Annotated in this window: 20 protein-coding genes; 9 read left to right on the top strand and 11 right to left on the bottom strand. The window is 73.1% G+C overall.

The window, feature by feature from the left end; all coding sequences use genetic code 11:
• Window positions 1-135 precede the first annotated feature (135 nt).
• Window positions 136-525, top strand: coding sequence for a TraR/DksA family transcriptional regulator (locus Q8791_RS17365; protein ID WP_330092761.1), 390 nt, complete (start codon window positions 136-138; stop codon window positions 523-525).
• A 114-nt stretch (window positions 526-639) separates the two neighbouring features.
• On the opposite strand, the gene Q8791_RS17370 is transcribed toward Q8791_RS17365, so the two are convergent.
• A complete protein-coding gene (locus tag Q8791_RS17370; RefSeq protein WP_330092762.1) occupies window positions 640-3,033 on the bottom strand; it encodes an excinuclease ABC subunit UvrA in 2,394 nt (797 codons plus the stop codon).
• A gap of 239 nt (window positions 3,034-3,272) precedes the next feature.
• Complete coding sequence (locus tag Q8791_RS17375; protein ID WP_330092763.1) at window positions 3,273-3,683, bottom strand: VOC family protein; 411 nt, start codon at window positions 3,681-3,683, stop codon at window positions 3,273-3,275.
• Between the two features lie 226 nt (window positions 3,684-3,909).
• Between Q8791_RS17375 and Q8791_RS17380 the strand changes: the two genes are divergently transcribed.
• Complete coding sequence (locus tag Q8791_RS17380; protein ID WP_330092764.1) at window positions 3,910-5,529, top strand: COG1361 S-layer family protein; 1,620 nt, start codon at window positions 3,910-3,912, stop codon at window positions 5,527-5,529.
• Window positions 5,530-5,634: 105 nt separating this feature from the next.
• Here Q8791_RS17380 and Q8791_RS17385 read toward each other — a convergent pair whose 3' ends face one another.
• The 4 genes from Q8791_RS17385 to Q8791_RS17400 form a co-directional block, all read right to left on the bottom strand.
• A complete protein-coding gene (locus Q8791_RS17385; RefSeq protein ID WP_330092765.1) occupies window positions 5,635-6,285 on the bottom strand; it encodes a class II aldolase/adducin family protein in 651 nt (216 codons plus the stop codon).
• Window positions 6,282-7,523, bottom strand: a complete 1,242-nt coding sequence (otnK, locus tag Q8791_RS17390; protein WP_330092766.1) for a 3-oxo-tetronate kinase — start codon at window positions 7,521-7,523, stop codon at window positions 6,282-6,284. The genes Q8791_RS17385 and otnK overlap by 4 nt, the downstream gene beginning before the upstream one ends.
• A 97-nt stretch (window positions 7,524-7,620) precedes the next feature.
• Entirely contained in the window at window positions 7,621-9,063 is a 1,443-nt protein-coding gene (locus Q8791_RS17395) for a GntP family permease (RefSeq protein WP_330092767.1), read from the bottom strand.
• A 19-nt stretch (window positions 9,064-9,082) separates the two neighbouring features.
• The gene (locus Q8791_RS17400; RefSeq protein WP_330092768.1) at window positions 9,083-10,453 is read right to left on the bottom strand and encodes a homoserine dehydrogenase; all 1,371 of its coding nucleotides are present in this window, start codon (window positions 10,451-10,453) and stop codon (window positions 9,083-9,085) included.
• Window positions 10,454-10,618: 165 nt separating this feature from the next.
• On the opposite strand from Q8791_RS17400, the gene Q8791_RS17405 reads away from it, so the two are divergent.
• On the top strand, window positions 10,619-11,458 hold the full coding sequence (locus tag Q8791_RS17405; RefSeq protein ID WP_330092769.1) for a DeoR/GlpR family DNA-binding transcription regulator: 840 nt from the start codon (window positions 10,619-10,621) through the stop codon (window positions 11,456-11,458).
• 105 nt (window positions 11,459-11,563) lie between these two features.
• On the opposite strand, the gene Q8791_RS17410 is transcribed toward Q8791_RS17405, so the two are convergent.
• The gene (locus Q8791_RS17410; protein ID WP_330092770.1) at window positions 11,564-11,719 is read right to left on the bottom strand and encodes a hypothetical protein; all 156 of its coding nucleotides are present in this window, start codon (window positions 11,717-11,719) and stop codon (window positions 11,564-11,566) included.
• A complete protein-coding gene (locus Q8791_RS17415) occupies window positions 11,676-12,143 on the bottom strand; it encodes an NADPH-dependent FMN reductase (RefSeq protein ID WP_330092771.1) in 468 nt (155 codons plus the stop codon). Before Q8791_RS17415 ends, Q8791_RS17410 begins: the two co-directional genes overlap by 44 nt.
• 122 nt (window positions 12,144-12,265) lie before the next feature.
• On the opposite strand from Q8791_RS17415, the gene Q8791_RS17420 reads away from it, so the two are divergent.
• Entirely contained in the window at window positions 12,266-13,768 is a 1,503-nt protein-coding gene (locus Q8791_RS17420) for a sensor histidine kinase (RefSeq protein WP_330092772.1), read from the top strand.
• A gap of 87 nt (window positions 13,769-13,855) precedes the next feature.
• Window positions 13,856-14,524, top strand: a complete 669-nt coding sequence (locus Q8791_RS17425; protein ID WP_330092773.1) for a response regulator transcription factor — start codon at window positions 13,856-13,858, stop codon at window positions 14,522-14,524.
• A gap of 35 nt (window positions 14,525-14,559) precedes the next feature.
• On the opposite strand, the gene Q8791_RS17430 is transcribed toward Q8791_RS17425, so the two are convergent.
• From Q8791_RS17430 to Q8791_RS17440, 3 genes are all read right to left on the bottom strand, one after another.
• Complete coding sequence (locus Q8791_RS17430) at window positions 14,560-17,010, bottom strand: ABC transporter permease (RefSeq protein ID WP_330092774.1); 2,451 nt, start codon at window positions 17,008-17,010, stop codon at window positions 14,560-14,562.
• Complete coding sequence (locus tag Q8791_RS17435; protein ID WP_330092775.1) at window positions 17,007-17,756, bottom strand: ABC transporter ATP-binding protein; 750 nt, start codon at window positions 17,754-17,756, stop codon at window positions 17,007-17,009. The genes Q8791_RS17430 and Q8791_RS17435 overlap by 4 nt, the downstream gene beginning before the upstream one ends.
• Window positions 17,757-17,948: 192 nt before the next feature.
• Window positions 17,949-19,028: an RNA ligase (ATP) gene (locus Q8791_RS17440; protein WP_330092776.1), complete on the bottom strand. Its 1,080-nt coding sequence runs from the start codon at window positions 19,026-19,028 to the stop codon at window positions 17,949-17,951.
• 459 nt (window positions 19,029-19,487) lie between these two features.
• On the opposite strand from Q8791_RS17440, the gene Q8791_RS17445 reads away from it, so the two are divergent.
• The 4 genes from Q8791_RS17445 to Q8791_RS17460 all read left to right on the top strand — a co-directional run bounded on the left by Q8791_RS17445 (window position 19,488) and on the right by Q8791_RS17460 (window position 24,281).
• Entirely contained in the window at window positions 19,488-20,765 is a 1,278-nt protein-coding gene (locus tag Q8791_RS17445) for an MFS transporter (RefSeq protein ID WP_330092777.1), read from the top strand.
• A gap of 82 nt (window positions 20,766-20,847) precedes the next feature.
• Entirely contained in the window at window positions 20,848-22,182 is a 1,335-nt protein-coding gene (locus Q8791_RS17450) for a preATP grasp domain-containing protein (protein WP_330092778.1), read from the top strand.
• Between the two features lie 103 nt (window positions 22,183-22,285).
• The gene (locus Q8791_RS17455; RefSeq protein ID WP_330092779.1) at window positions 22,286-23,419 is read left to right on the top strand and encodes a glycine amidinotransferase; all 1,134 of its coding nucleotides are present in this window, start codon (window positions 22,286-22,288) and stop codon (window positions 23,417-23,419) included.
• A 313-nt stretch (window positions 23,420-23,732) separates the two neighbouring features.
• A complete protein-coding gene (locus Q8791_RS17460) occupies window positions 23,733-24,281 on the top strand; it encodes a M23 family metallopeptidase (RefSeq protein ID WP_330092780.1) in 549 nt (182 codons plus the stop codon).
• Window positions 24,282-24,328 lie beyond the last annotated feature (47 nt).

Consider the following 24,328-nt stretch of genomic DNA (forward strand, 5'->3'; position numbering starts at 1 on the left):
CCGGGACCGGTGTAGGACCACCGGTCCCGGCGCCCCGCGGCGTCACCGCCCCCGTACCCGGGACGGCGGGCCCGCGCGGTGGCCGCGGGAGTCCCCGGAAATAGGGGGCCCGCGCACACCGTTGTGACCGACTGTATGCAGCGAGAACCGTGCGGCCCGGAGCAGCCCGCCGCCCGCGACCACGGGACGGCGGAACGGATCGGCCTGGCCAGGGCCGAGGCCGCCCTGTTGGCCGAGTCCCTCACCCGGCAGTGGGAGGGCGTCGTCGAGGCGTCCGCTCTCACGGCGAACGACGACGAGCACGATCCGGAGGGGTCCACCGTCGCCTACGAGCGCGAGCGGATCCGGGCCACGCGCGATCAGGTGTACCGGGAGATCGACGCCCTCGACCGGGCGGCCCGGAGGCTGCGGGACGGGTGCTACCGGATCTGTGAGCGGTGCGGCGGCCCCATCGCCGAGGCCCGTCTCGTCGCCCGGCCCACCGCCGCGACGTGCATCGGCTGTGCGAGCAGGGCCGGCGGATGAGACCGTGCCCCGGGGCGGAACCCGGGGCTCGCTGGACCGGCACGCGTCCTCGGGCCCGCGCACCGGTGCCGGGGCGGGGCTCCCCGCCGTGTCCGCGGGGCCAAGGGTCTGGGGTCAGGCGCCGACGTAGTCCGCGAGGTGCTCACCGGTGAGGGTGGAGCGGGCGGCGACGAGATCGGCGGGCGTGCCCTCGAACACGACCAGGCCTCCGTCGTGTCCCGCACCGGGTCCGAGGTCGATGATCCAGTCCGCGTGCGCCATGACCGCCTGGTGGTGCTCGATGACGATGACCGTCTTCCCCGAGTCGACGAGCCGGTCGAGCAGACCGAGCAGGTGTTCGACGTCGGCGAGGTGGAGGCCGGCGGTCGGCTCGTCGAGGATGTAGACGCCGCCCTTCCCGCCCATGTGGGTGGCCAGCTTGAGCCGCTGGCGCTCGCCGCCGGACAGGGTGGTGAGCGGCTGGCCGAGGCTGAGGTAGCCGAGCCCCACGTCCGAGAGGCGGCGCAGGACCGCGTGGGCGGCGGGTGTGCGCGCGTCCCCGGTTCCGAAGAACTCCTCGGCCTCGGACACGGGCATGGCGAGCACCTCGCTGATGTCGCGCCCGCCGAGGCGGTACTCCAGCACCGACGCCTGGAACCGCTTGCCCTCGCACTCCTCGCAGAGGGTGGCGACGCCGGCCATCATCGCCAGGTCGGTGTAGATGACGCCCGCGCCCTTGCAGGTGGGGCAGGCGCCCTCGGAGTTGGCGCTGAACAGCGCCGGCTTCACACCGTTGGCCTTCGCGAACGCCTTGCGGATCGGGTCGAGCAGTCCGGTGTACGTGGCCGGGTTGCTCCGCCGCGATCCGCGGATCGCGCCCTGGCCGATCGCCACCACTCCCTCACCCGCGCGGATCGACCCGTGCACGAGGGAGCTCTTGCCGGAGCCCGCGACACCGGTGACGACGGTGAGCACCCCGAGCGGGATGTCGACGTCGACGTCGCGCAGGTTGTTCGCGTCGGCTCCGCGGATCTCCAGCGCTCCGGAGGGCTGACGCACCGTCTTCTTGAGGGAGGCCCGGTCGTCGAGGTGGTGGCCGGTGAGGGTGTCGCCGGACCGCAGGTCCTCGACCGTGCCCTCGAAGCAGACGGTGCCGCCCGCCGTCCCGGCGCCGGGGCCGAGGTCGACGACGTGGTCGGCGATCGCGATCGTCTCGGGTTTGTGCTCGACGACGAGGACGGTGTTGCCCTTGTCCCGCAGTCGCAGCAGCAGGTCGTTCATGCGCCGGATGTCGTGGGGGTGCAGGCCGATCGTGGGCTCGTCGAAGACGTAGGTGGTGTCGGTGAGGGAGGAGCCGAGGTGGCGGATCATCTTGACGCGCTGCGCCTCGCCCCCCGACAGCGTGCCCGACGGCCGGTCGAGCGAGAGGTAGCCCAGCCCGATCTCCACGAACGAGTCGAGGGTCCGCCCCAGTGAGGTGAGCAGGGGCGCCGCGGACGGTTCGTCCAGTCCGCGGACCCACTCGGCGAGGTCGCTGATCTGCATCGCGCACGCGTCGGCGATGCCGGTTCCGCCGATCTTCGACGACCGCGCCGCCTCGTTGAGCCGGGTGCCGCCGCAGTCGGGGCAGTCGGTGAACGTCACCGCCCGTTCCACGAAGGCGCGGATGTGCGGTTGGAGCGCGTCGACGTCCTTGGACAGGAACGACTTCTGGACCTTGGGGATCAGCCCCTCGTAGGTGAGGTTGACGCCCTCGACCTTGACCTTGACCGGTTCCCGGTAGAGGAAGTCCCGCATCTCCCGCTCGGTGAAGTCGCGGATCGGCTTGGAGGGGTCGAGGAAGCCCGACTCGGCGTAGGTCCGCACCGTCCACCAGCTGTCCGACTTCCACCCGGGGATGGTGAACGCGCCCTCCTCGATGGACTTGGAGTCGTCGTAGAGCTGGGTGAGGTCGATGTCGGAGACCGTGCCCCGGCCCTCGCAGCGCGGGCACATCCCGCCGGTGATGCTGAAGTCGCGGCGTTCCTTCACCTTCCTGCCCGCGCGTTCCAGGGTGACCGCCCCGGTTCCGCTGATCGAGGCGACGTTGAAGGAGAACGCCTGGGGTGAGCCGATGTGGGGCTGCCCGAGCCGGCTGAAGAGGATGCGCAGCATCGCGTTGGCGTCGGTGGCGGTCCCGACGGTGGAGCGGGGGTCGGCGCCCAGTCTCTGCTGGTCGACGATGATCGCGGTCGTCAGCCCTTCGAGGACGTCGACGTCGGGCCGCGCCAGGGTCGGCATGAAGCCCTGCACGAAGGCGCTGTAGGTCTCGTTGATCATCCGCTGCGACTCGGCGGCGATCGTGCCGAAGACCAGGGAGCTCTTGCCCGAGCCGGAGACTCCGGTGAACACCGTCAGTCGGCGTTTCGGGAGCTCGACGCTGACGTCCCGGAGGTTGTTCACCCGCGCGCCCTGGACGCGGATCAGGTCGTGGCCGTCGGCGGCGTGCCGCGCGGGCTGCTCCGTGTGCGTCCTCGGGGCCGTGCTCATCGTTTCTCCCTGTGTTGTCCGGGCCGCTGCTTTCGCGGTCTCGGTCGGTGTCTCCTGGCACGGCCGTACCGGCTTCCCACGGTACGGCCGGCTCTCCTCTGTCGGCGCGGGCACGGAGCCCGGCCTGTCGCCCCGGTTCGTCCGCGGCGCGGGGCCCCGCCCCGCGCCGCGGACCGGCGGTGGCGGCGGACTGCCGCACGGCACCGTCCGCGCAGGTCGGGCGGTGTCCGTGGGACGGCTCAGCGCAGTTCCTGGATGCGGACGAGGTTGCCGGCGGGGTCGCGGAAGGCGCAGTCACGGATGCCGTAGGGCTGCTCGGTCGGTTCCTGGACGATCTCGGTGTCCGTGGCCCGGACCCTGTCGTAGAGCCCGTCCAGGTCGGGGGTGGCCAGGAGGATCCAGCCGTAGGTGCCCTTGGCCATCATCTCGGCGATGGTCGTGCGCTCGTTCTCGGTGATCCCGGGGTCGAGGGCCGGCGGGGCCAGAAGGATGCAGGTGTCGGGCTGGCCGGCGGGGCCGACGGTGATCCAGCGCATCCGGCCCTGTCCGACGTCGTTGCGGACCTCGAAGTCGAGGACGTCGCGGTAGAAGGCCAGGGACGCGTCCGGGTCCTCGTGCGGGAGGAAGCTCGTGTGAATGGTGATGTCCATGGGATTCACGCTAGCTTCGGGCCGGTGAACGGCGCTTCTCGATTCCTGACCGGTCTGGTCACCTCTCGTCCGGAGCGGAGGACGGGGCTGCCGGGATGTCGGCGGTGGCGGCAGGCGCCGGGTTCTTTCACGTTGCCCCGGTGAACACCGTGTCCATACGTGTCTCCGGGCGTGTGACGTGCTGATCTTGTGCTGAACCGACCAGGCAAGACTCCGGAGGAACTGCGTGCTGCCACCGACATCGAAGGCGTTGAGAGGGACTCTGGGAACGGTGGTGGCGGCGCTGGCGGCCACGGCGCTGACGGCGCCGAGCCTGCCGGGGGACGAGAGGGTGGCGCAACTCGCGCCCGCCCTCCAGGTGACCAAGACGGTCGTACCGGACCCCCTGGTGATCGGTGGAACGGCCGAGTACGCCGTGACCGTCACCAACACCGGCGACGAGCCGGCGGAGGACGTGGTCGTCACCGACACTCTCGGGACGGGGATCACGGCCGGGGACCTTCCGGACGGGTGCGAGGCGACCGGTGCGACGGTCGTGTGCGGCGGCGACGGCGGGGTGACGGTGGGCCCCGGGGAGTCGGTCACCTACACCCTCCCGGTGGAGGTCGACCCCTCCCTGTCCGACGGGGACAACATCGTCAACCGCGCCGAGGCGACGTCCTCGACTCCGGGCGCATCCCCGGGCTCCACGCAGCTCATCACGATCGCGCAGACGCAGACCGACGTCGAGGTCTCCAAGAGCGGTCCGGCGACGGTCCTGCCCGGCGGCGAGATCGCCTACACCGTCGTGGTCACCAACAACGGCCCCTCGGACGCGGTGGACGTGACCGTCCAGGACCCCACCAACGGGAACCTGGTCACCATCACCGACCTGCCGGATTCGTGCCCTCCCTCCGGCCTGACCATCACCTGCGGCCTGGGGACCCTCGCACCCGGGGAGAGCGTGGAGCTGACCTTCGTCGTCGAAGCCGGGTCCGAGCTCGACGAGGGCACCACGATCGACAACTGCGCGACCATCTACACCGGCAGCCGCGAGACCGACATGAACAACAACGTGTCCTGCGCGGAAACGGTGGTGGACGACGACACCGGACCGCCCATCGTGGTGCCCACCGACGACGTGAGCATCCGGAAGACGGGACCCGAGACGACGGCGCCGGGCGGAGAGGTCACCTACTCGGTCACGGTCACCAACGACGGCTCCGAGGAGAGCGGCGACGTGATCGTCGTCGATCCCATCGACGTCGGCGAGGCCACCCCGGTGGTGATCCCCGAGCAGTGCACCCGTGAGGGCGACACCCTGGTCTGCGACCTCGGTCAGCTGGCGGCGGGCGAGTCGGCGGTCCTGGACTTCGTCTTCCGCGCGGACGGGTCGCCGGGGGACCACATCCACAACTGCGCCGCGGTGCAGCAGCCGACCCGGGCGCTGGACCCCGACACGCACGCGGTCTGCGTCGACACGGAGATCGTGGACGATGATCCCGACCCGAGTCCCACCCCCAGCCCGACGCCGACCCCCACGCCGGGTCCCACACCGACCGAGAGCCCGACCGAAAGCCCCGAACCCACACCCGGCCCCACACCCACCGAAAGCCCGACCGAAAGCCCCGAACCCACACCCGGCCCCACACCCACCGAAAGCCCGACCGAAAGCCCCGAACCCACACCCGGCCCCACACCCACCGAGGGCCCCGGCGGCTATCACCCGCCCGACAACGGGTCGGACGGTGACGACCCGCCGGCGCTGGCCTTGGCCGGAGCGCCGTTGTTCGGCCTCGTCATGGCGGCCCTGGTGCTGGTCGGGTCCGGCCTGGCGGTGCTCTGGACGACCCGTCGGAGGCTCTGACCGCGCACACGGCACGGGGGCCGGGCGCCGACCGCGAGGTCGGGCCCGGCCCCCGTGTCAGGGTGGGGCGAACCGCGTGTCAGCCCCGTGAGGACGGGCGCGGGGTCACAGCTCCCACGTCGTCCCGTAGCGCTCGGTCAGTTCGCGGACGTCCTCCGCCGACAGCACGGAGTACTCGCTCCCCCGGAGCGAGATGACGATGCGCGAGGCCTCCTCCAGTTCGACGGCGCCGTCCAGGGCGGCCGCCGGGTCCGCTGCGGCCACGAGCGAACCGTGGTTGGCGAGCAGAGCGGCGCGGAACGTGCCGGTCAGGCCGGACAGGTTCAGGGCGAGCCGGTCGCTGCCCGGGGCCGCGTACGGCACCAGGGGCGCCTGACCGACCCGCATGACGAGGTAGGGCGTGACCGGCGGGAGCGCTGACGAGGCCGACCAGGCGGGCAGGCAGGAGGCCGCGGTCGCGTGGGGCGAGTGCAGGTGGACGACGGCGCGGGCGTCCTCGACCCGTCTGTACATCGCCAGGTGGAGCGGATACTCCTTGGACGGCGGCGGGCCGGAGACGTGCTCCCCCGCCTCGTCCAGGACGGCCAGCCCCTCGGGGTCCAGGTCCCGGAGGGAGACCCCGGTGGGGCTCATGAGGGTGTGGTCGCCCGCGCGCACGGACACGTTGCCGGAGGCTCCGGGGCTCAGCCCCAGGTCGACGGCTCGGCGTCCCGCCTCGCACAGCTCTCGCGCGGCCTCGCGTGATTCGCGGTTCACCGGCTTCCCTCCCAGGCGCGGACGAAGAGGTCCTCGCGGCCGAAGTTCCCGGACTTGAGCATGAGGTGGATGTCCCGGCCGTCCCGCTGGCCGAGCATCCACGCGACGCCGGGGTCGATCTCGGGCCCCAGGGCCAGGGAGGCGACGCCGAGGCGCTGCACGACGGCGCCGCTGGTCTCACCGCCCGCCACGAGGAGCGATCGGGTTCCCGCGGCCACCAGGCGCTCGGCGACCTCGGCCAGCGCCTCCTCGATGAGCGGGGCGTCGGCGGTGTCCACGACGTCCTCGGGGGACGCGGTCGCGTACACGACGAAGGGGGTGCCGTCCCCGGAGTCCAGGGCGAGGGCCACCGCGCCGGACACGGTCGCCTCGAAGTCCTCCCGCAGTTCGGCGGGGCGCAGTTGGCGTCCCCCTCCGACCGCGAGTGCGTGGCGGACCTGTCCCTGGGTGGCCCGTGAGGCGCTGCCGGAGAGCACGACGCGCGGTCCTTCGGGGAGGGTGAGCGGGGTGCGCCCGGAGGTCCGGGGGCCCGTGAGCCCCTGGGCGAGGGCGCTGCCGCCGGTGAGCAGGCGCAGACCCTCCGTCGCGCGCGCGAGGGTGGCGAGGTCGGCGTCGGTCAGGGCGTCGACGACCACGAACCGGGCCCCCGCGTCGCCCGCCCGGCCGATGGCGTCGCGCACCGCTTCGGCGCCCCGGGCCACGGTCGGCCAGGGCACCAGCGCGACGTCGGCCTCGCCTCCGCTGACCTGCGGTGCGAGCAGGCGCAGGAGGTTCGAGTCGGTCATGGGTGTGAGGGGGTGGTGGCGCATCGGGGACTCGTCGAGGGGGTCGTCCCCCACGAAGAGGTGGCCCCGGTAGACGGTGCGCCCGTTGGCGGGGAAGGCCGGCGCGATCACGGTGACCGACTCTCCGAGGGCTTCGAGGACGGCCTCGGAGACCGGGCCGATGTTGCCCGCCGGGGTGGAGTCGAACGTCGAGCAGTACTTGACGTAGAACCGCTCGCACCCCGCCCCGCGCAGCCGTTCGAGCGCGCGCAGCGAGGCCGTGACCGCCTCGTCGACGGGCATGGTGCGCGACTTGAGGGCGACGACGACGGCGTCGGCCCCGTCGACGGCGTCACCGTCGTGGGGGGCGTCCGCGCCCAGCACGACGGTGGTCCGGTAGCCGGCGGACGTGAGGGCGATCGCGACGTCGGTCGCGCCGGTGAGATCGTCGGCGATCGCGCCGAGGGTCGCCATGGGTTCTCCTGTGGTCGGGTGGTCGGGGCCGGCCCCGGGCGCCGCGGCTCGACGGCCGCGTTCCCGGGGACCGGCCCCGCGTGGGATGCGGGCGGGTCTAGAGGACGCCGGTCGCGATCAGGATGTTGAGGACGATGAAGCCGGTGATGCCGGAGATGACGGAGGCGACACCGATGGAGCGGATGCCCTGGCCCACCGTCATGTTGGACAGCGTCGTGGTGACCCAGAAGCCGGAGGAGTTCGCGTGCTTCATGAGCTGGGCACCGGTCGCACAGGCCAGGTACACCACGAGCGGGTCGAGGCCGAGTGCGGGCAGCAGGGGCTGCATGATGGCCGCCGAGGTCATGACGCCGAGGATGTTGGATCCGGTGATGGTGCACACCGCGGCGGCGATGAGGAACGGGATGATGACCGGGGACATACCGGTGCTCTCGATGGTGGTCGCGATGTTCTCGGCCACCCCCGTCTCCCTGATGATGGTGGCGAGGGCGCCGCCGACGCCGGTCAGCGCCAGGGGCATCGCGGCGATCCTCAGTCCGGCCTCGAACAGGTCGTTCAGGGTGGACTTGTCACGCCAGCGCCCGCGGAACAGCGGCAGGGCCAGCACACACGCGATGAACAGCGCCGTCGTCGGCTCGCCGACGAACAGCACGGCGTCGGTGACCCACGCCCCTTCGGGGAGCGCGGGGCCCGCCAGCGAGGCGAAGACGATGAGGACGATGGGGGCCAGGATGGGCAGCAGGGCGCCCGTCAGGCCGACCGTGCTCGGTGCGGTGTCCTCGCCGGAGGTCGCGGCGGCACCCGTGCCGCCGGAACCGGAGCCCTCCCCGGCGGAGCCGGTGGCGGAGCCGGTGGCGGAGCCCTCTCCGGCGGAGCCGGGTGCGTCGGGGCCGCCCACCAGGTGTTCGACGAACTCCGGCTTCGGCGGCACGTGCGTCTTGGTCCGCGACAGGTAGATCGTCGCGGTGATGACGCCGGGGATTCCGACCATGAGGCCGTAGAGGATGGCCTCGCCCATGCCGACGTCGAGCAGGGACGCCGACGCGAGCGGGCCGGGGCCGGGAGGGACCACCGAGGTCATGACGTAGGCGCCGATGTAGAGGATCGGGCCGAGCTTCATCATCGAGATGCCCGTGCGGTAGGCCAGGGCGGAGACGATCGGGATGAGCATGACGACGGCGGTGTCGGCGATGAGGGGGATGCCGAGGACGGTCGACGCGAGGGCGATCGCCCAGGGCACCTTGTTCCGGGAGAACAGGCTCAGGGCGGATTCGGTGATCTTCAGCGCGGCGCCGCTCAGTTCGAGCATCTTGCCGAGGACGCAGCCGAAGATGATCAGCAGTCCGACGTTGGCGAGGGTGTTGCCGAAGCCGGTCGTGACGAGTTCGATGGTTCCGGTGCCGCCCATGCCCAGGACGAGCCCCAGTGCCACGACCACGATGAACAGCGTGGCCACGGGGTGGACCTTGAACCGTGCGATGAAGAGAACGAGGACGGCGATGGCGGCGAGGAACGCCAGCAGGATGTAGATGTCCGACATGATGACTGGATCCTCACGTTCACAGGTAGGTGCGTGTGTGACGCCAGGCGTCCAGGAGGGATGCACTGGGGTCCGCGAGGTCGTCGAGGCGGAGGAGCTCTCCGGCGGCGACGTCGCGGGCGAGCGTGGTGTGGGCGGCCAGGTACAGCGGGGCCGCGTCGGCGGGCGCCTGAGCGGCGTCCAGCAGGACCGGCGCCACACCCCGGACGTCGTGGTGGTGCCCGCCCATGTCGAGCCGGGTGCCCCTGGGGAGGTCCTCCTTGGCCCGTCCGGCGAGGATCGCGTGCGGGGCCGGGGGGCGTGAGGTCACCGCGCGGCGGTGGTCGACGGCGTCGAGCAGGCTCAGGGGCGTCTCGACGCCCATGAGGTGGTACGGCAGGTAGAGGCAGGCGTAGCGTCCCGAGCGGGAGACCACGTGGCCCTTCTGCGCGAGGAGGTCCCAGGAGACGGGGTCCCCGGTGCGGACGACGACGAAGACCCCTCCGGCGAAGGAGGCCTCCTCGGGGAGGCGGAGCACGCTGAAGACGTCCACGGCGCCGGGGCCGCCGAGGATGCCCCCGTCCTCGGCGAGGGAGTAGACGTCGGCGAGTTCGGCGACGCGGGCGACCGGGTAGTGCAGTGCCTCCACGTCCGGGACGAGGCCCGTGTTGTTCGCGACGACGCCCATCTCGCAGTAGTCGGCCGCGGCCGAGCGCTGGAGGCCGTCGACGGCCCGGGCGCGCGCGGCGAGCGTGGCGGGCACGTCCTCTCCCAGGGCCAGCAGGTCCGCCAGCTCAGGGGCGTCGATCTCCTGGTCGAGCTGGCGGACGCGTCCCGTGGAGGGGTCGAACACCAGGTCGTACTCGCCGGACTTGCCGATCGCGACGACGTCGAGTCCGAGGACGCGGGCACGGTCGTACCACTCGATGAGGTTGGCGGGCTGGTCCCCGATCCCGGGCGTGTACACGACGCCCCGGGCCCGGGCGGCGTCGGCGAGGGAGACTCCGGCGACCGAGTCGACCTCCTTGGAGACCATGACCACGTGGTGGCCGGTCTCGATCGCGGTCCGCGCGGCCGCGGCTCCCGCCTCCGGGCTTCCGGTGGCCTCGACGAGCACGTCGTAGTCGGCCCCGGCGAGGAGGCCCGCGTCGGCGATGACGGCGATCTGGCCGTCGGCCAGCGCGGACACCTCGTCCGGGCCGGTGCAGACCCTGAGGTCGTCGGGGGCGTAGCCGAGTTCGGCGCAGAGTGCGACGGTCCCCTCGGCGTCCAGGTCGCACAGCACCGAGGGGTGCAGGCGGTCCATCCGCAGCGTCTGGGCGAGCAGTGTGCGCGCGAAGCCGCCCCGCGCCCCTGTGAGGGCGTAGCGCACGGGTGCTGGCGGTGTGGCGGTGGCGTCGGTGCCTTGCATGGTTTCTCCTTCTTTCGCCTCGCGAGGGGCGCGTATGCGCAGGCCGCGAAGGCAACTCGCCATGTTTAACACTCTCGGAACATATGAGTCAACAATTTTCACGCTTGGGATCATCTGGTAACTATCGGTACCATGGTTCCTCTGGGTGACCCCCTAAGGAGGACGATGATTCCGGCGCAACGGCGAGACCTGCTCCTGCGGGAGCTGCGCGGCACGGGAGTGCTGAGCGTGAAGGAGTTGTGCGACATCCTCGACGTCTCGCACATGACGGTGCGTCGCGACATCATGACACTGGAGGAGGAGGGGCGCGTCCGCTCCGTGCCCGGCGGCGTCGAACTGGTCTCCCAGGTGCGCTCGGAACCCTCCTACCGCGACAAGTCGCGCGTGGACGTGGACGAGAAGCGCGCGATGGCGCGCGCGGCGGCGACCCTCGTGAGCGAGGGCCAGACGATCTACCTGGACGCGGGAACGACCCTGGGGCACCTGGTGCCGTCGCTGTGGAGCGTCACCGGCCTCACCGTCATCACGAACGACATCACCACCGCGGCCTCCCTCACCGACCACCCCGACGTGACGCTCTTCCTCATCGGCGGGCAGGTCGACCGGGAGAACCGCTCCTCCGTCGGTGACATCGCGGCGGCCACCATCTCCGAGTTCAACATCGACGTCGCCTTCGTCTCGACGAGCTCCTGGGACCTCAGCAGGGGCTCGACCACGCCGTCGCGGGCGAAGGTGGCGGTCAAGCGCGCGGCCATGGCGGCGGCCTCGGCGTCGGTGCTCGTCGCCGGCGCGGACAAGTACGGCGCCTTCGGCACCTTCAAGGTCGCCGCGCTCACGAGCTTCGCGTCGGTGATCACCGACGACCGGCTCTCCGACTCGTCCGTACGGGCGATCCGGGAGCTGGGGGTCGACCTGGACATCGTGACGCCCCGCGGGGACGCGGAGCCGGAGGTGGAGTCCGCCCCCGGCACCGAGGCGGCGCCCGCCCCGACGGCCTCCGTCTGATCTTCGGACCGCGCCCGTCGGCGGCGGGCGCGGTCGGCCGTCGGCGGCCGGGGGAGCCCCGTGACCCGGGGCTCCCCCGTGGTCCGTCCGTCGGAGCGGAACCGCTCACCGGGGATCGGCGGGGTTCCACGCGCTCCTCGCGGCGGCGTGGTCCAGGGCGTCCTCCAGTTCGGCCACCGCGAGCCGCATCCGCTCCACCACCGACGGGTCGTCGTACTCACCGGCGGCGTCCGTCCGCGAGCCCGCGCGGGAGACGACCACGCAGTTCGACCAGCACCGCTCCCAGGAGTGTCAGCGTCGGCATCAGCGGTGCGTGGGCGCGCATGCCTCCGGCCTGCCCCGGAGACGCGCTGACCAGCAGCGTCGGCTTCCCCGCCAGCCCCGCCGAACCCACCAGCCAGTCGATGGCGTTCTTCGTGACCCCGGCCGGGCCGTGCGCGTACTCCGGGGTGGCGACCACCACGCCCTCGGCGCGCGCGGCCAGGTCGCGGAGCTCTCGTACCGACGCGGGCCAGGAACCCTCGTCGTTCTCGACGTCGGGGTTGAACAGGGGCAGGCGGCCCGCCACGTCGCCGCCGACCACGGTGATCCCGGTGCCCACCCGTTGGACCAGTCTCAGCAGCGCCGCGTTGAGCGAGCCCTGCCTCAGACTCCCGCACAGCCCCAGAACCACACGATCCGCCATGTCCCGTCCCTCCCTGTCGGCGAGTGCCCCCCCCGCTGTACACCGGTCCACCGCTCTCGCGGGACCGCACCCTGTCCTTCGACAGATGACGTGGGGCGCCGGCACGGGTTAGCTTCCCAGGCATGCGCGTTCTCACGGCCCGGCTCCTCACCCGCGGCCACCTCGCCCTGACCTGTGCGGCGGCGGTGGCGCTCCTGGCTCCGCGGTGGCCGCTCCTGCTCCTGGTCCTCCCCGCCCCCGCTCTGCTGACCGGGCGCCTGGCGGAGGATCCGCGTCCGGCGGCGGCCGTGTGCGCGGCCGGGGCGGTCGCCGGGGCGGGGTGGCTCGCACTCGGCGAACGACCCCTGGGCCTGTGGGTGACGGGCGCCGTGCTGGTGCTGTTCACTGTGCTCCTGCCCTGGCTGGTGGGCCTGTACCTGCGCAGCACCGCCGCCCTGGAGGCGGCGGGGTGGGAGCGCGCGCGGACGCTGGAGCGGGAGGCGCTGCTGGTGGCCGAACGGGCCCGGATGCGCGAGCGGTCGCGCATCGCCCAGGACCTGCACGACGCCGTCGGGCACGAACTCAGCCTGTTGTCGTTGCACGCGGGCGCCCTGGAGATGGCGGCGGAGCCGGGCGGTCGCCGCGAGGAGATCAGCCGGTTGCGCGAGACGGCAGGCAGGGCGGCCGAACGGTTGACGGAGGCGGTCGGAGTATTGCGCTCCGACGCGGGTCCCGCGCCCCTCGCCCCCCACGGGGACGGTGTCGCCGCCCTGGTGGAGCGGGCCCGCGCGTCAGGCATGGACGTGACCCTGGAGCGGGAGGACGGGCGCCCCGCCCTCCCGGTGATGGTGGACCGGGCCGTCCACCGGGTGGTCCAGGAGTCGCTGACCAACGCCGCCAGGCACGCGCCCGGATCGGCCGTGCGCGTGGTGGTCGGCGGGTCGGCGGACGAGGCGACCGTGCTGGTGGCCGACACGGCGCCGCCGGGGCAGCCGGGGCGCGGTGCGGCCCCGCGGGCGTCCCGGGCGGATGACGCGCTCCGACCGGAGGGGGCCGCCGCGGTGCGTGCGCCCGGCGGCGGTACCGGCCTGGTCGGCCTTCGGGAGCGGGTCCGCCTGGTGGGGGGCGTGTTCGAGGCCGGGCCGGACGGGAACGGCTGGGCCGTGTCGGCGCGCATCCCGGCACGCGGGCCGGGAGCGGAGCTCGGCGGGGACCGCCCGCGGCACGGCGGTGCGCCGACGGACTCCCGCTCCGGCGTGCCGGGGAGCCCGGAGTCGCACCGCCGGGCGCGCAGGCGCGCGAGGCGGGCGATCGGCTGCGCGGTGGGGCTCCCCGTCGCACTCGTGCTGGCGGGATACGGGCTGACGGTGGCGCTCACCGCGCACCAGGCGGCGACCGCCACGCTGGAACCGTCGGTGTTCGAGCGGTTGCGCCCCGGCCAGGACCGGGCCGAGGTGGAGGCCCTGTTGCCGGAGGGCGACCTGTACGAGGGACCCTTCTGGGAGTACGGGCGGCCCGCCGCTCCGGAGGGGCTGGAGTGCGCCGACTACCGGTCGAGCGCCGACGTGTTCGGCGGCGGATACGACCGCTACCGGTTGTGCTTCGACGCCGGGGTCCTGGTGTCGGCCGAGGTCGCGGGCGACTGATCCGGGCACGGTGGCGGACCGGGTCCGCCGGGCGTCCGCCGTGCAGCGACCGCGGGAAGAACAGACGCACTGACGAGAGGGGCCGTGGTGATCCGGGTTCTGCTGGTGGACGACGAGGCGATGATCCGCGCGGGGGTGAGGGCGATTCTGGCCGCCGACCCCGGCATCGAGGTGGTGGCCGAGGCGTCCGACGGCCGGGAGGGTGTGGAGTCCGCGCGAACCCACCGACCGGACGTGGCCCTCGTCGACATCCGCATGCCGGGGATGAACGGCCTGGACGCGGCCGCGGGGATACGGCGGGCGGCACCGGGCACGGGCGTGGTCATCCTGACCACGTTCGGTGAGGAGGAGTACGTGGTCCGTGCGCTGGCCGGGGGCGCGGACGGATTCCTGTTGAAGACGGGTGACCCGCGGGAACTGCTCCTGGGAGTGCGGGCCGTCGCGGAGGGCGGCGCGTTCCTGTCTCCGAAGGTGGCACGCCGGGTCCTCGACGGACTGGACCACGGCCGGTCGACGGGTCGCCTGCTTTCCCGGGAGCGGGTGGGGGAGTTGACGGTCCGCGAGCGCGAGGTGCTGTCCCTCCTGGGGGCGGGGTTGTCCAACGGGGAGATCGGCCGTCGGCTCTTCCTGGTGGAGGGCACGGTGAAGGGGCACGTGAGCACGATCCTCAGGCGTCTGCGGGTGCGGAACAGGGTCGAGGCGGCGGTGCTGGCGCACGACGCCGGACTGGTCGCGGACCGGGGCGGGGCCGGGTAGGCCCCGCCCGGGCCGGGCGGGGCGGGCGCCGGCGTTCAGGCTCCGCCGAGCCCCTCAGCGGGGGCGACGCGGACGGCCCTGCGGGCCGGGGCCACCGTCGCGACGGCGCCGACGGCCAGGGAGGCGAGCAGGACCAGTCCCAGTCCGTCCCAGGGCACCGACACGACCAGCGGCGCGGTGTCCCCGACGACGGCGTCCACACCGACCACCCCGTAGGGCACCCCGATCAGGACTCCCAGGAGCGCGCCCAGCACGGTGATGACCACGGCCTCGACCGCGAGCGCCCCCCGGAGCCCGGAGCGTGTGAGCCCCAGGGCCCGCAGCAGCGCCGACTCACGGGTGCGCTCCAGGACCGACAGCCCGAGGGTGTTGGCCACCCCGGCGGCCGCGATCACCACGGTGACGGCCAGCATCGCGAGGGACAGGCCGACCAGGACGTCGAGGATCTCGGTGATGTCGCGGCGCTCGCTCAGCGCCCCGCTGAGCGTGACGGCGGAGTCGGCGGCGGCGATCCGGCTCATCTGTTCGGCCAGCGCGTCGCGGTCGGCTCCGGGTGCGGCGACACCCCACACCATGCCTCGGTCGGCCCCGGGGTCCAGGGCCTCCAGGACGTCGGCGCGGACCACCGGGGCGGGCACGCCCGAGGCGGTCGCCAGCGCCGACGGAACGAGGGTGAAGGTCCGGGCGGCGCCGTCGACGGTCACGGACGCCGTCTCCCCGGCAGCGGCTCCGAGGGCGGTCAACTGGTCGCCGGACACGAGCATGACGGGGGGTCCGGAGCCTCCCCCGGTCAGCTCGTCGGCTCCGGTGGTGCGCGCCAGGTGAGGGGAGAGCCCGACGAGGAGGACGGGGCCCAGCCCGCCGACCTCCGACTCCGCGGTGCGGACCGCCTCCACGGTCTCCAGGGAGTCGAGTCCCGCGATGGAGTCCAGCGTGCCGGGGGCGACGCTGCCCGTGTCCGCGCGGGCGCTCACGTCCACGGGGTAGCGGTCGCGCAGGTCGCTGTCGATGGTGGCCCGGCCGGTGGCCGAGGCGGTGGCGAGCGCGCTGATCAGTGCGAGCCCGAGAACGAGGCTGAGAGTGGCCGTCGCCGCCCGGCCCGTGTCGCGCCGCAGGTTGGCCCCGGCCAGACCGGCGACGCCGCCCACCCGGCGCAGCAGGGGGTACGCCGCCGCCAGGAGGCGCGATATCACGTGGCGCAGCACCATGAGAAGGCCGATCGCACCGGCGGAGCCCCCGGCTACGGCCCAGGGCAGTGAGTGGGACGCCGCGCCTGCGACCATCGCCGCCGTGCCCAGCAGTGCGGTCGCGGCCCCGACGGCGTGGAGCGGACCGAGCCGGGCCGCGCCCGCGACGGACGCCGAGCGCAGGGCCTCGACCGGGGGCGTCCCGGCGGCACGGCGCGCGGGGAACCACGCCGCGCACACCGTCACGGCCACGCCGACCAGGAACGATCCGGCCAGGGCGGGGGCGTTGACGTGGAGGCCGGCACCGGTGAGCCCCATCATGGAGGCGCCCGCGTACCCGGCCCCCGCTCCGACGGCGACTCCGAGCAGGGCCCCGGCCGTACCGGTGATCGACGCCTCCGCGACGACCAGCCCGCGCACCTGTGACCGGGTCGCCCCCACGAGCCGCAGGAGCGCCGTGTCCCGTCTGCGCTGCGCGAGAACGACGGTGAAGGTGTTGGTGATGACCACCGCCGCGGCGAGCAGTGCGACGAGCGCGAACGCGAGGAGGAGCAGGTCGAGCTGCCTCGCCCCTCCGGCGAACCTGTCCGCCGCCATCTCGGACTGCTCCTCGGCCGTCATGGCGCTCAGGCCCCGGGGCAGGTCGGTGTCCAGTTCCGCCGCCGTCGCCTCCGCGGACGCACCGTCCGCGACGCGCGCGAGGGCGCTCACGGGGGTATCCGTCCCGAAGAAGTCCTCGGAGGCGTAGAGCTGGTACTGGACCCCGGTCAGTGGACGGAAACCCAGGTCCGCGGCGCCGACGACGGTGACACGGGACTCCTCCCCCGTCCCCCGCGCGGCGGTGAGCCGCACCGTGTCGCCCACGGTGAGGCCCGCCGTCGACAGGGTCGCCGTGTCGGCCACCACCTCGTCGGCGGCGGCGGGCCAGGCGCCGGCCGCGAGGTCGAACCAGCGGAGCGAGGGCGCGTCGGCGACGCTGTAGACGTTGGCGGTGGCCCGCTGGTCGTCGGTGGCCAGTTCGACGGTGCGCGCGTGGACGGGCGTGACCGCGGTGACGTCGGGGTGGTCGGCGACCAGCCCGGGCCATGCCGGTTCCTGGTCGTCGGCCTCCGGGTCATGGTCCACGACCACGTCGGCGGCGGTGAGCGGTGCGGCGGCCACGACCCGCAGCCCGGCGGCGGAGGTGGCGGCGAAGACCGAGGTGGCCGCGAGGAAGGCCGTTCCCAGCACGATCGCCAGGAGGACCGCCGCCAGCCTGGCGGGGTGGGCGCGGACCTGTGACCAGGCGAGGGCGGTCAACGTTCCCCCGTCCGGGCCAGGGCGTCGAGGACGCTGCGGGGCGTGGGGTCCTCGACGGTGCCGCACAGCGCACCGTCGGACAGCAGGAGCACCCGGTCGGCGTAGGCGGCCGCGCCGGGGTCGTGGGTCACCATGACGACGGTGCGGCCCAGCTCCGTGCAGGCGGCGCGCAGGTGCGTGAGGAGTTCACGGCCGGTCGCGGTGTCGAGGGCGCCGGTCGGTTCGTCGGCGAAGACGACTGCGGGCCCGGTGATCAGGGCGCGCGCGACCGCGACCCGCTGCTGCTGTCCGCCGGAGAGCTCCCCCGGCCTGTGCCGGAGCCGGTCGCCGAGGTGCAGGGAGCGCACGAGCTGTTCCAGGAGCGACCGGTCCGGTCTGCGGCCGGCGAGGGTGAGCGGGAGCAGGATGTTCTGCTCCGCGGTCAGGGTGGGCAGGAGGTTGAACGCCTGGAAGACGAACCCGATCCGCTCGCGGCGCAGCACGGTGAGTTCCCTGTCGCCGAGCCGGGACAGGTCGCGTCCCTCGACCGCCACCCGGCCGCTGGTGGGGGTGTCCAGGCCGGCGAGCAGGTGCATGAGGGTGGACTTGCCGGAGCCCGAGGCCCCCATGACCGCGGTGAACTCCCCCCGTCGGAACCCGACGGACACCCCCGCGACGGCGGTGACGGCGGAGGCCCCCTCTCCGTACCGTTTGACCAGGTCGAACGCCTGGAGTGTGTGGTCTGGCTGCCTGGTCGGTGCGCTCATGTCGCCTTCCCCGCGCGGTGGTCGTGTGACGACCACGCTAGGAAGCGGCGGTCGGGCGACGACAGTGTCGCCCGACCGGGTGGAGCCCCGACGTTCGTCAGGGGCGGCCCCGCCCGGCGGCCGTGTGCGCGGCAGGGGCGGGGCACCCCTGTGCCGCCCCGGGGCCCGCCTCGGGTGGCGGGCCCCGGTCGGCTACTCGTACTCGGTGCCGCCCTTGCGCGTGAGGTAGGCGTCGGACACGAACTTCGCGATCGCCCTCCCCCTCAGGACCCCGGACTCCCGTTCGCGCGCCGGTCGGACGACGAGGCCCTCACGCAGGTGCAGGGCCGCGCCGCTCCAGGTCTCCGGCCCCTGCGCGGCCGCCAGGAGCGCGGACTCGTCGTAGGGGCCGTCGTAGAGCTCCGGCGCCGCGGGCAGACCCACCGACGCGAGGAGCCCCGGCAGGTCGGCCGCGTCGATCCAGGTGCGGGCGCCGCCGATGTCGAGGGCGATGTCGAACACCGCGTAGCCGGGGGCCGCGCTGCGGCCGGTCTCGCCGTACGCCAGGTCCTGGACCCCCGAGCCGAACACCTCCCCGAACACGCCCACCCGGTCCGCCCCGAACCGCTCGGCCACCTCGCGCGCCGCGTCGGCCACACCGTGGGCGGCCACCGCCCGCCAGTACAGGTTGTCCTCGGCGAACTCCAGTCCCAGGTTGCGCGCGCCCTGGCCCTTGGACGAGACGAACTCCTCCCCCGACCCCGCGACCAGGGTGAACAGGCACGCGGTGCCGTGGATCTTCTCCGTCGCCACGACCCGCTCCCCCGGCACGAAGGCGTCGGGGTAGCGCTTGGCGTTCTCCACCTCGATCCACCGCATCAGGTCGGGCGCGGGCACGAGATCGCCGCTCATGTGCACGGGTACCTCCGGCACCCACTTGGTGATGCCGAGGTCCCCGGCGAAGTCGGCCCCCGTGTCGTGCGCCGTCGCCAGGTCGACGTCCGCCAGCCGCCCGGGGCGGCAGACGATGCCCTGGGACAGTTCTCCCCGCAGCCGGATGGCCTTCACCCTGTTGCGCCGGGAGCCCGCGAGTCTGCCCGTGAGCCCCAGTTCGTCGATGAGGGCGTCGGGCAGCAGGGCGTTCTCGGGGACGTAGACCGCCCAGTCACCGGTCCGGTAGGCCCCCTTCGCCACCACAGCCCGGAACAGGCCCACCTGGGCGAGCTCCAGTGCGTCGGCGTCGGGGTGCGGGTGGATCGTGAGGCGTTCGGCGGTGACCCTCAGGGTGGACATGCTGTTCCTCCGTGGTGGGGGAGCGTCCTCGGACGGCGCTCCCGCGGCCGGTTCACCATGGCGCGACCGCATCCGGCCGGGCAACGCCTTTTCGCGATACCCCGGCCCGGTGTCCGCGGATGCGCCCATGCGTGACCTGGAGATTCAGCGCCTGAATTGCCCGGGTAAATGATCATCCACCACTCGTCGCGTTCTCGAAAAAAGAAGGGACCCTTGTCACGGGATCCCGGGAGACTTATATTCTTCACGTCGCACCATCGGTGCGGGATCCCGGAATCGTTGGGAGGACGACATGATGAAGATGCCGTACTAGAGCACGCCTTCTTCCTCCGCGAAAACGCGGAATGATCAACGGTCCGGGTCGGGGCGGCATTCCATCTTCGCCGCCCCGGCCCCTTTGGGCGCGGAGAAATCCGCGGTCCGCCGCCACACGGCGAGAAGGGGATCCCGAGGACGCCCATGAAGTCTCTGGTGGTACGAGCGGTCACGAGGTCCCCCTACTGGCCCGTGCTCACCCATCCGCTCCTCCGGCGCGTCCTCCCCGGCATCGGCGTGTCCGCGCTCGGCGGCGGTATGAGCTCCATCGCCGTCAGCTGGCTGGCCATGGAACTCGCCCCGGCCGACCACCGCGCGGCCTGGGTGGCCGCCGCCGTCGCGGCGTACACCCTGCCCGGGGCGGTGGGGGCCTTCCTCCTCGGCGGCCTGCTGAACGGCCGCAGCGGCGCCCAGCTGGCCGGCTGGGACGCCCTCCTGCGCGCCGGCGCGCTGGCGCTGATCCCCCTGGTCCACGCGCTGGGCTCGTTGAGCATCCCGCTGTACGTCGTGCTGCTGGGCCTGTCCTCGGTCCTGAGCGCCTGGGGCAAGGCCGGCCGCTACACGATGCTCTCCGAACTCCTCGACAAGAAGGACCACCTGGCCGGGAACTCCGTCGTCAACGTGATGCTGGAACTGTCCACGGTCGTCGGTCCGCTCCTCGCCGCGATCGTCATCGCGAGGGGAGGACCCGAGTACGTCCTGGCCCTCGTCGCGCTCTCCTTCGCGGTCCTCGCCGCGACCTACCGCTTCGCGATCCCGCGCGACTCCGACCGGGGCGGGGTCCGGGCCGGGGCGTCCCGCTCCGAGGGTTTCAGGGCCATCGCCCGCGACCCCGGGCTCCTGGGGCTGCTGGCTCTCTCGTTCGGCTTCTTCCTCTTCTTCGGCCCGTCGAGCGTGGCGATCCCCCTGTACGTCGTGGAGGACCTGGAAGCCTCGGCGGCCACCCTCGCGGGCTTCTACACGGCCTTCGGGATCGGCGCCGTCGTGGGGGCGCTCCTCACCGGCTACCTGCGCGACCTGCCCCTGATGCCCACCACGATCTGCATCGTCCTGGGGTTCGGCCTCGCCCTGGCACCGCTCGGGCTCGGCCTGCCCGTGGTCGTCTCCTGGATCTCCTTCGGTGTGTGCGGCCTCTTCTGGGGCCCGTTCCCCTCGACCACGACGGCCCTGTTCCAGGGCTCCGCGCCCGCGGCCGCGCTCCCGCAGGTCCTGGCGGCCCGCGGGGCGGTCACCGGGGTCGCGGTCCCGCTCGGCGCCATGGCGGGGGCTCCGCTCGTCCTCGCGGTCGGCGCGCAGGCCACCCTGCTCGCCTCCGCCGCCTGTCTGACCGCCCTGGGGGTGGCCGCCCTGCTTTTCCGCGTGGCTCCACGGCGTTCCGGAAAACGTTCCCCCGAAGAGGCGGATCGCGATATGCGGACCTGACCAGGACGTCCGCACGTACTTTCCGTCGAACCGGGACTCCCCTTTCCCGGTTTCGAGACGAATCCCGGAAGAGGAGAATTCCATGGCCACCATGATCATTGTCAACGTTCCCGAGGAAATGGTCGGGGACATCGGCAGGATTCCCGTGGATAAGCGGCGCGCCTTCGGCCTCGGCGCGCAGCGCATGCTGTGGTACGCCGAGGACGGGGACGTGCTGGTTCTGCCCTCTCCCCCGAGCAGGGACTTCATGGACTACGTGACCGGCCTGACGGGGACCCGGGCCTCGACCCTGCGGTTCGTGATCCCTCCCCCTGGCCGTTTCGGCCCCGACATCCTCACGGCCGACCGCCTGGTCGACCCGGTCTTCCTCCGGGACCTGGGGAAGGCCCTCGCGGACCGGCCCGTCGACCGGATCATCTGCACCTACGGCGACCTCGCGGTGACGGCCATGGCCTCGGCGGTCGGTGCGCAGGACGCCCTGCCCGGGCACGCCTTCAGCGCCCAGGGCGGGGGCGCGCTGGTCAACAGCAAGGCGGTGTTCCGCGCCGTGGCCGCGGGCAACGGCATCCCCATCGCACCCGGGGTGATCACGGACCTGCCCGAGCACGCGGAGGCCACGATCGAGTCCCTGCTGGCAGACGGGGCCCCGGTGATGGTCAAGCAGCAGTTCGCCGGAGGCGGCCTGGGCAACGAGATCCTCAGCCGAACCGGGGGCGTCCGTCCGGCGGGGGCGGGCAGCGTGGTCGTCCTGGAGGACCGGGAGGCCGTGCGGCGCTACGTCTCCGACCGCTGGGAATGGCTCACGGGACACAAGGGCCACAGCCTGATCATCGAGCGCTACTTCCCCGACTCCACGACGGTCTACGCGGAGTTCGTCGCCGACGACGACGGCTGCGTGTTCCGCGGGGCCGGGGAGATCCTGATGGAGCCCGTGGCCACCGGCGAGGTCATCCCGCCCCAGTCCGTCCGGCCGGGGGAGGTCGCGGAACTGGTCGAGATCGGCCGACGCGCGTGCGAGCCCTTCCGGGTGATGGGGTACCGGGGGACGCTGTGCGCCGACGCCATCCGGACTCCGGACGGCGAGCTCCTCTTCACCGAGGTCAACGGCAGGCTCACGGCCTCCACGCACCTGCACGTCAACCTGGTCGACAGGGTCGTCGGCCGGGAGCGCCGGGACGACCGCGTGTTCCTGGAGCGCGCGGGGCGATGGGCCGTCCCCTCCTTCGCTGAGGCGCTCAGCAGGCTCGACGGGGCCGGGCTCGGCTACGATCCGCGCTCCGGGCTGGGCGTCGTGGTCACCGCCGACTACGCGCCGGTCACGGGCCGGGTGACCTACTGCGCGGTCGCGGAGGACCTCGACGCCGCACGCGGCCTGGAGGAGCGCGTCGCGACCCTGTTGAGCGACCCGGTGTCCTGAGCGCCCCTCCCCCACCGGTCCGGCACTCCGGACCCGACCGCCCGGGGAGGCGGCCCCGGAGGCCGTCCCCCGGGGGCGCGAGCCCCGCACCCGGAAGGAACACATGAGCTCTGGAACCGCGGACGCACCGGTGGTGCGTCCGGACCTTCCCGTGCCCGCCCCCTCCGCCCCGCCGGTGCTGCCGGCCGTCCACTCGTGGAACGAGTTCACCCGGCTGAGGGAGGTGGTCGTCGGAGACGCGACCCACTCACGGGTCCCCCCGCTGTCGGATCCGTCGGCCTGGCTGAACTGCTACCCGGAGCTGACGCGCTCCGAGCTGCTCGGGATCCGTGCCGGCCTCTTCCCCCGCCACGTCATCGAGGAGTCGAACGAGGACCTCGCGGTCCTGGCCGACACTCTCCGGGACCTCGGCGTCACCGTCCACCGGCCGCCCGCCGTCGACCACGGCGCCGAGTACGGCGGCCCGGGCTGGCGGACGACCGGCCGCAGTTCGTACTGCCCCCGGGACCTCACCCTCGTCGTGGGGTCCGCCCTCATCGAGAGTCCCAGCCCGATGCGGGCCCGCTACTTCGAGACGTTCGGCTGGCGTCCGCTGTTCCAGGACTACCTCCTGCGGGGCGCCCACTGGATCTCGGCCCCGCGGCCCATGCTCGACGACTCCCTGTACGGGTCCGACGCGGACGGCTTCCCCGTACTGGGCGAGTCGGAGCCCGCGTTCGAGGCGGCGAACTGCCTCAGACTCGGCCGGGACGTCTTCTACCAGGTCTCCCGCAGCGGCAACGAGCTGGGGCTGCGCTGGCTGGAGTCGACCCTGCGGCTGCTCGGCGACGTGCGGGTGCACCCCCTGCGCGGCCTCTACGAGGGCACCCACATCGACAGCACCATCTGCCTGCTGCGGCCCGGGCTGGTGCTGCTCAACCCCGAGCGCGTCACCCCGGCCACCGTGCCCGAGGCGCTGAAGGGCTGGGACGTGCTGTGGTGTCCGCCGATGGAGGTCGGCCCGACCGCGGTGCCGCACACGCTCAGCACACCCTGGGTCGGTATGAACCTCCTGATGGTGGACGAGGAGACGGCCGTCGTCGACGGGGAGCAGACCGACCTCGTCCGGCTCCTGGAGGGGCGGGGCATCACGGTGGTCCCCCGGCGCCTGCGGCACTCCCGGGTCCTGGGCGGGGGGTTCCACTGCGTCACCCTCGACACGGTGCGGGAAGGGGGTCCGCAGGACTACCTGGGGTGAGCGGCGGGGTGACGGCCGCCCCGTTCCCGGCACCGGGAGAGGAGGGGCGCGCGGGGTCCGGGACGCCGGCGCCGCGTCGGCGCGCCGCCCGGTGGCCGCCCCCGGGCGCGAGGCCGTTCCGCCACGGCGGACCCGCACCCGGGGCGGGGACCCGCCGGAGCGGACCAGGTCACGGCCTCCGCCCCGTCCCGGTGGTGACGTACGGTGTCGCTGCGGTTTTTTTCCATGGCGGGGCGGGAGTTGAAACTTCCCTACGGGGTACCTGTCCCTCTGGTATCTCGCAGCCCCCCGCTGTGCGAGGAAAGGACCCCCGTTGAAGACCCCCCGTCTCACAGCCGCTCTCAGAAGGCTCGGCGCCGCCGTGGCCGCCGGCATGCTCCTGACCGTGCTCGCCCCGGTCGGCGCCGCAGCCGACGACCTGGCGATCACGGCCGTCAACCTCCGCACCCCGTTCAACTGCGGACAGGTCTGGAACGCCAACACCCGCAGCAACCACAACCCCCAGCTCTCCGTCGACTTCCAACGTGCGAACGCGCAGGGCCAGAACGTCCGCTCCAGCGCCGCGGGCACCGTGACCACGGTCGCCGACCGGGGCAACACGAGCTACGGCAAGTACATCGTCGTCAACCACGGCAGCGGCATCACCACCCTGTACGCGCACCTGAGCTCCCAGTCGGTCTCGGTCGGGCAGAGCGTCAACACCGGCACCGTGATCGGCCGGGTCGGCAGCACCGGCGGCTCGACCGGCCCGCACCTGCACTACGAGCAGCGGGTCAACGGCACCGTGGTCAGGGTGGTGCTCAACGGCGTGCGGGTCGCGTACTACGGCAACACCACGATCACCAGCAGCACCGGCTGCTGATCCTCCCCGGCGCCTGACCCGGCCCCGGGGGGGGGGGGGGGGGCGCG

Origin of the sequence: Nocardiopsis codii (genome assembly GCF_036327455.1) — a bacterium.
Taxonomy (GTDB): Bacteria; Actinomycetota; Actinomycetes; order Streptosporangiales; family Streptosporangiaceae; genus Nocardiopsis; species Nocardiopsis codii.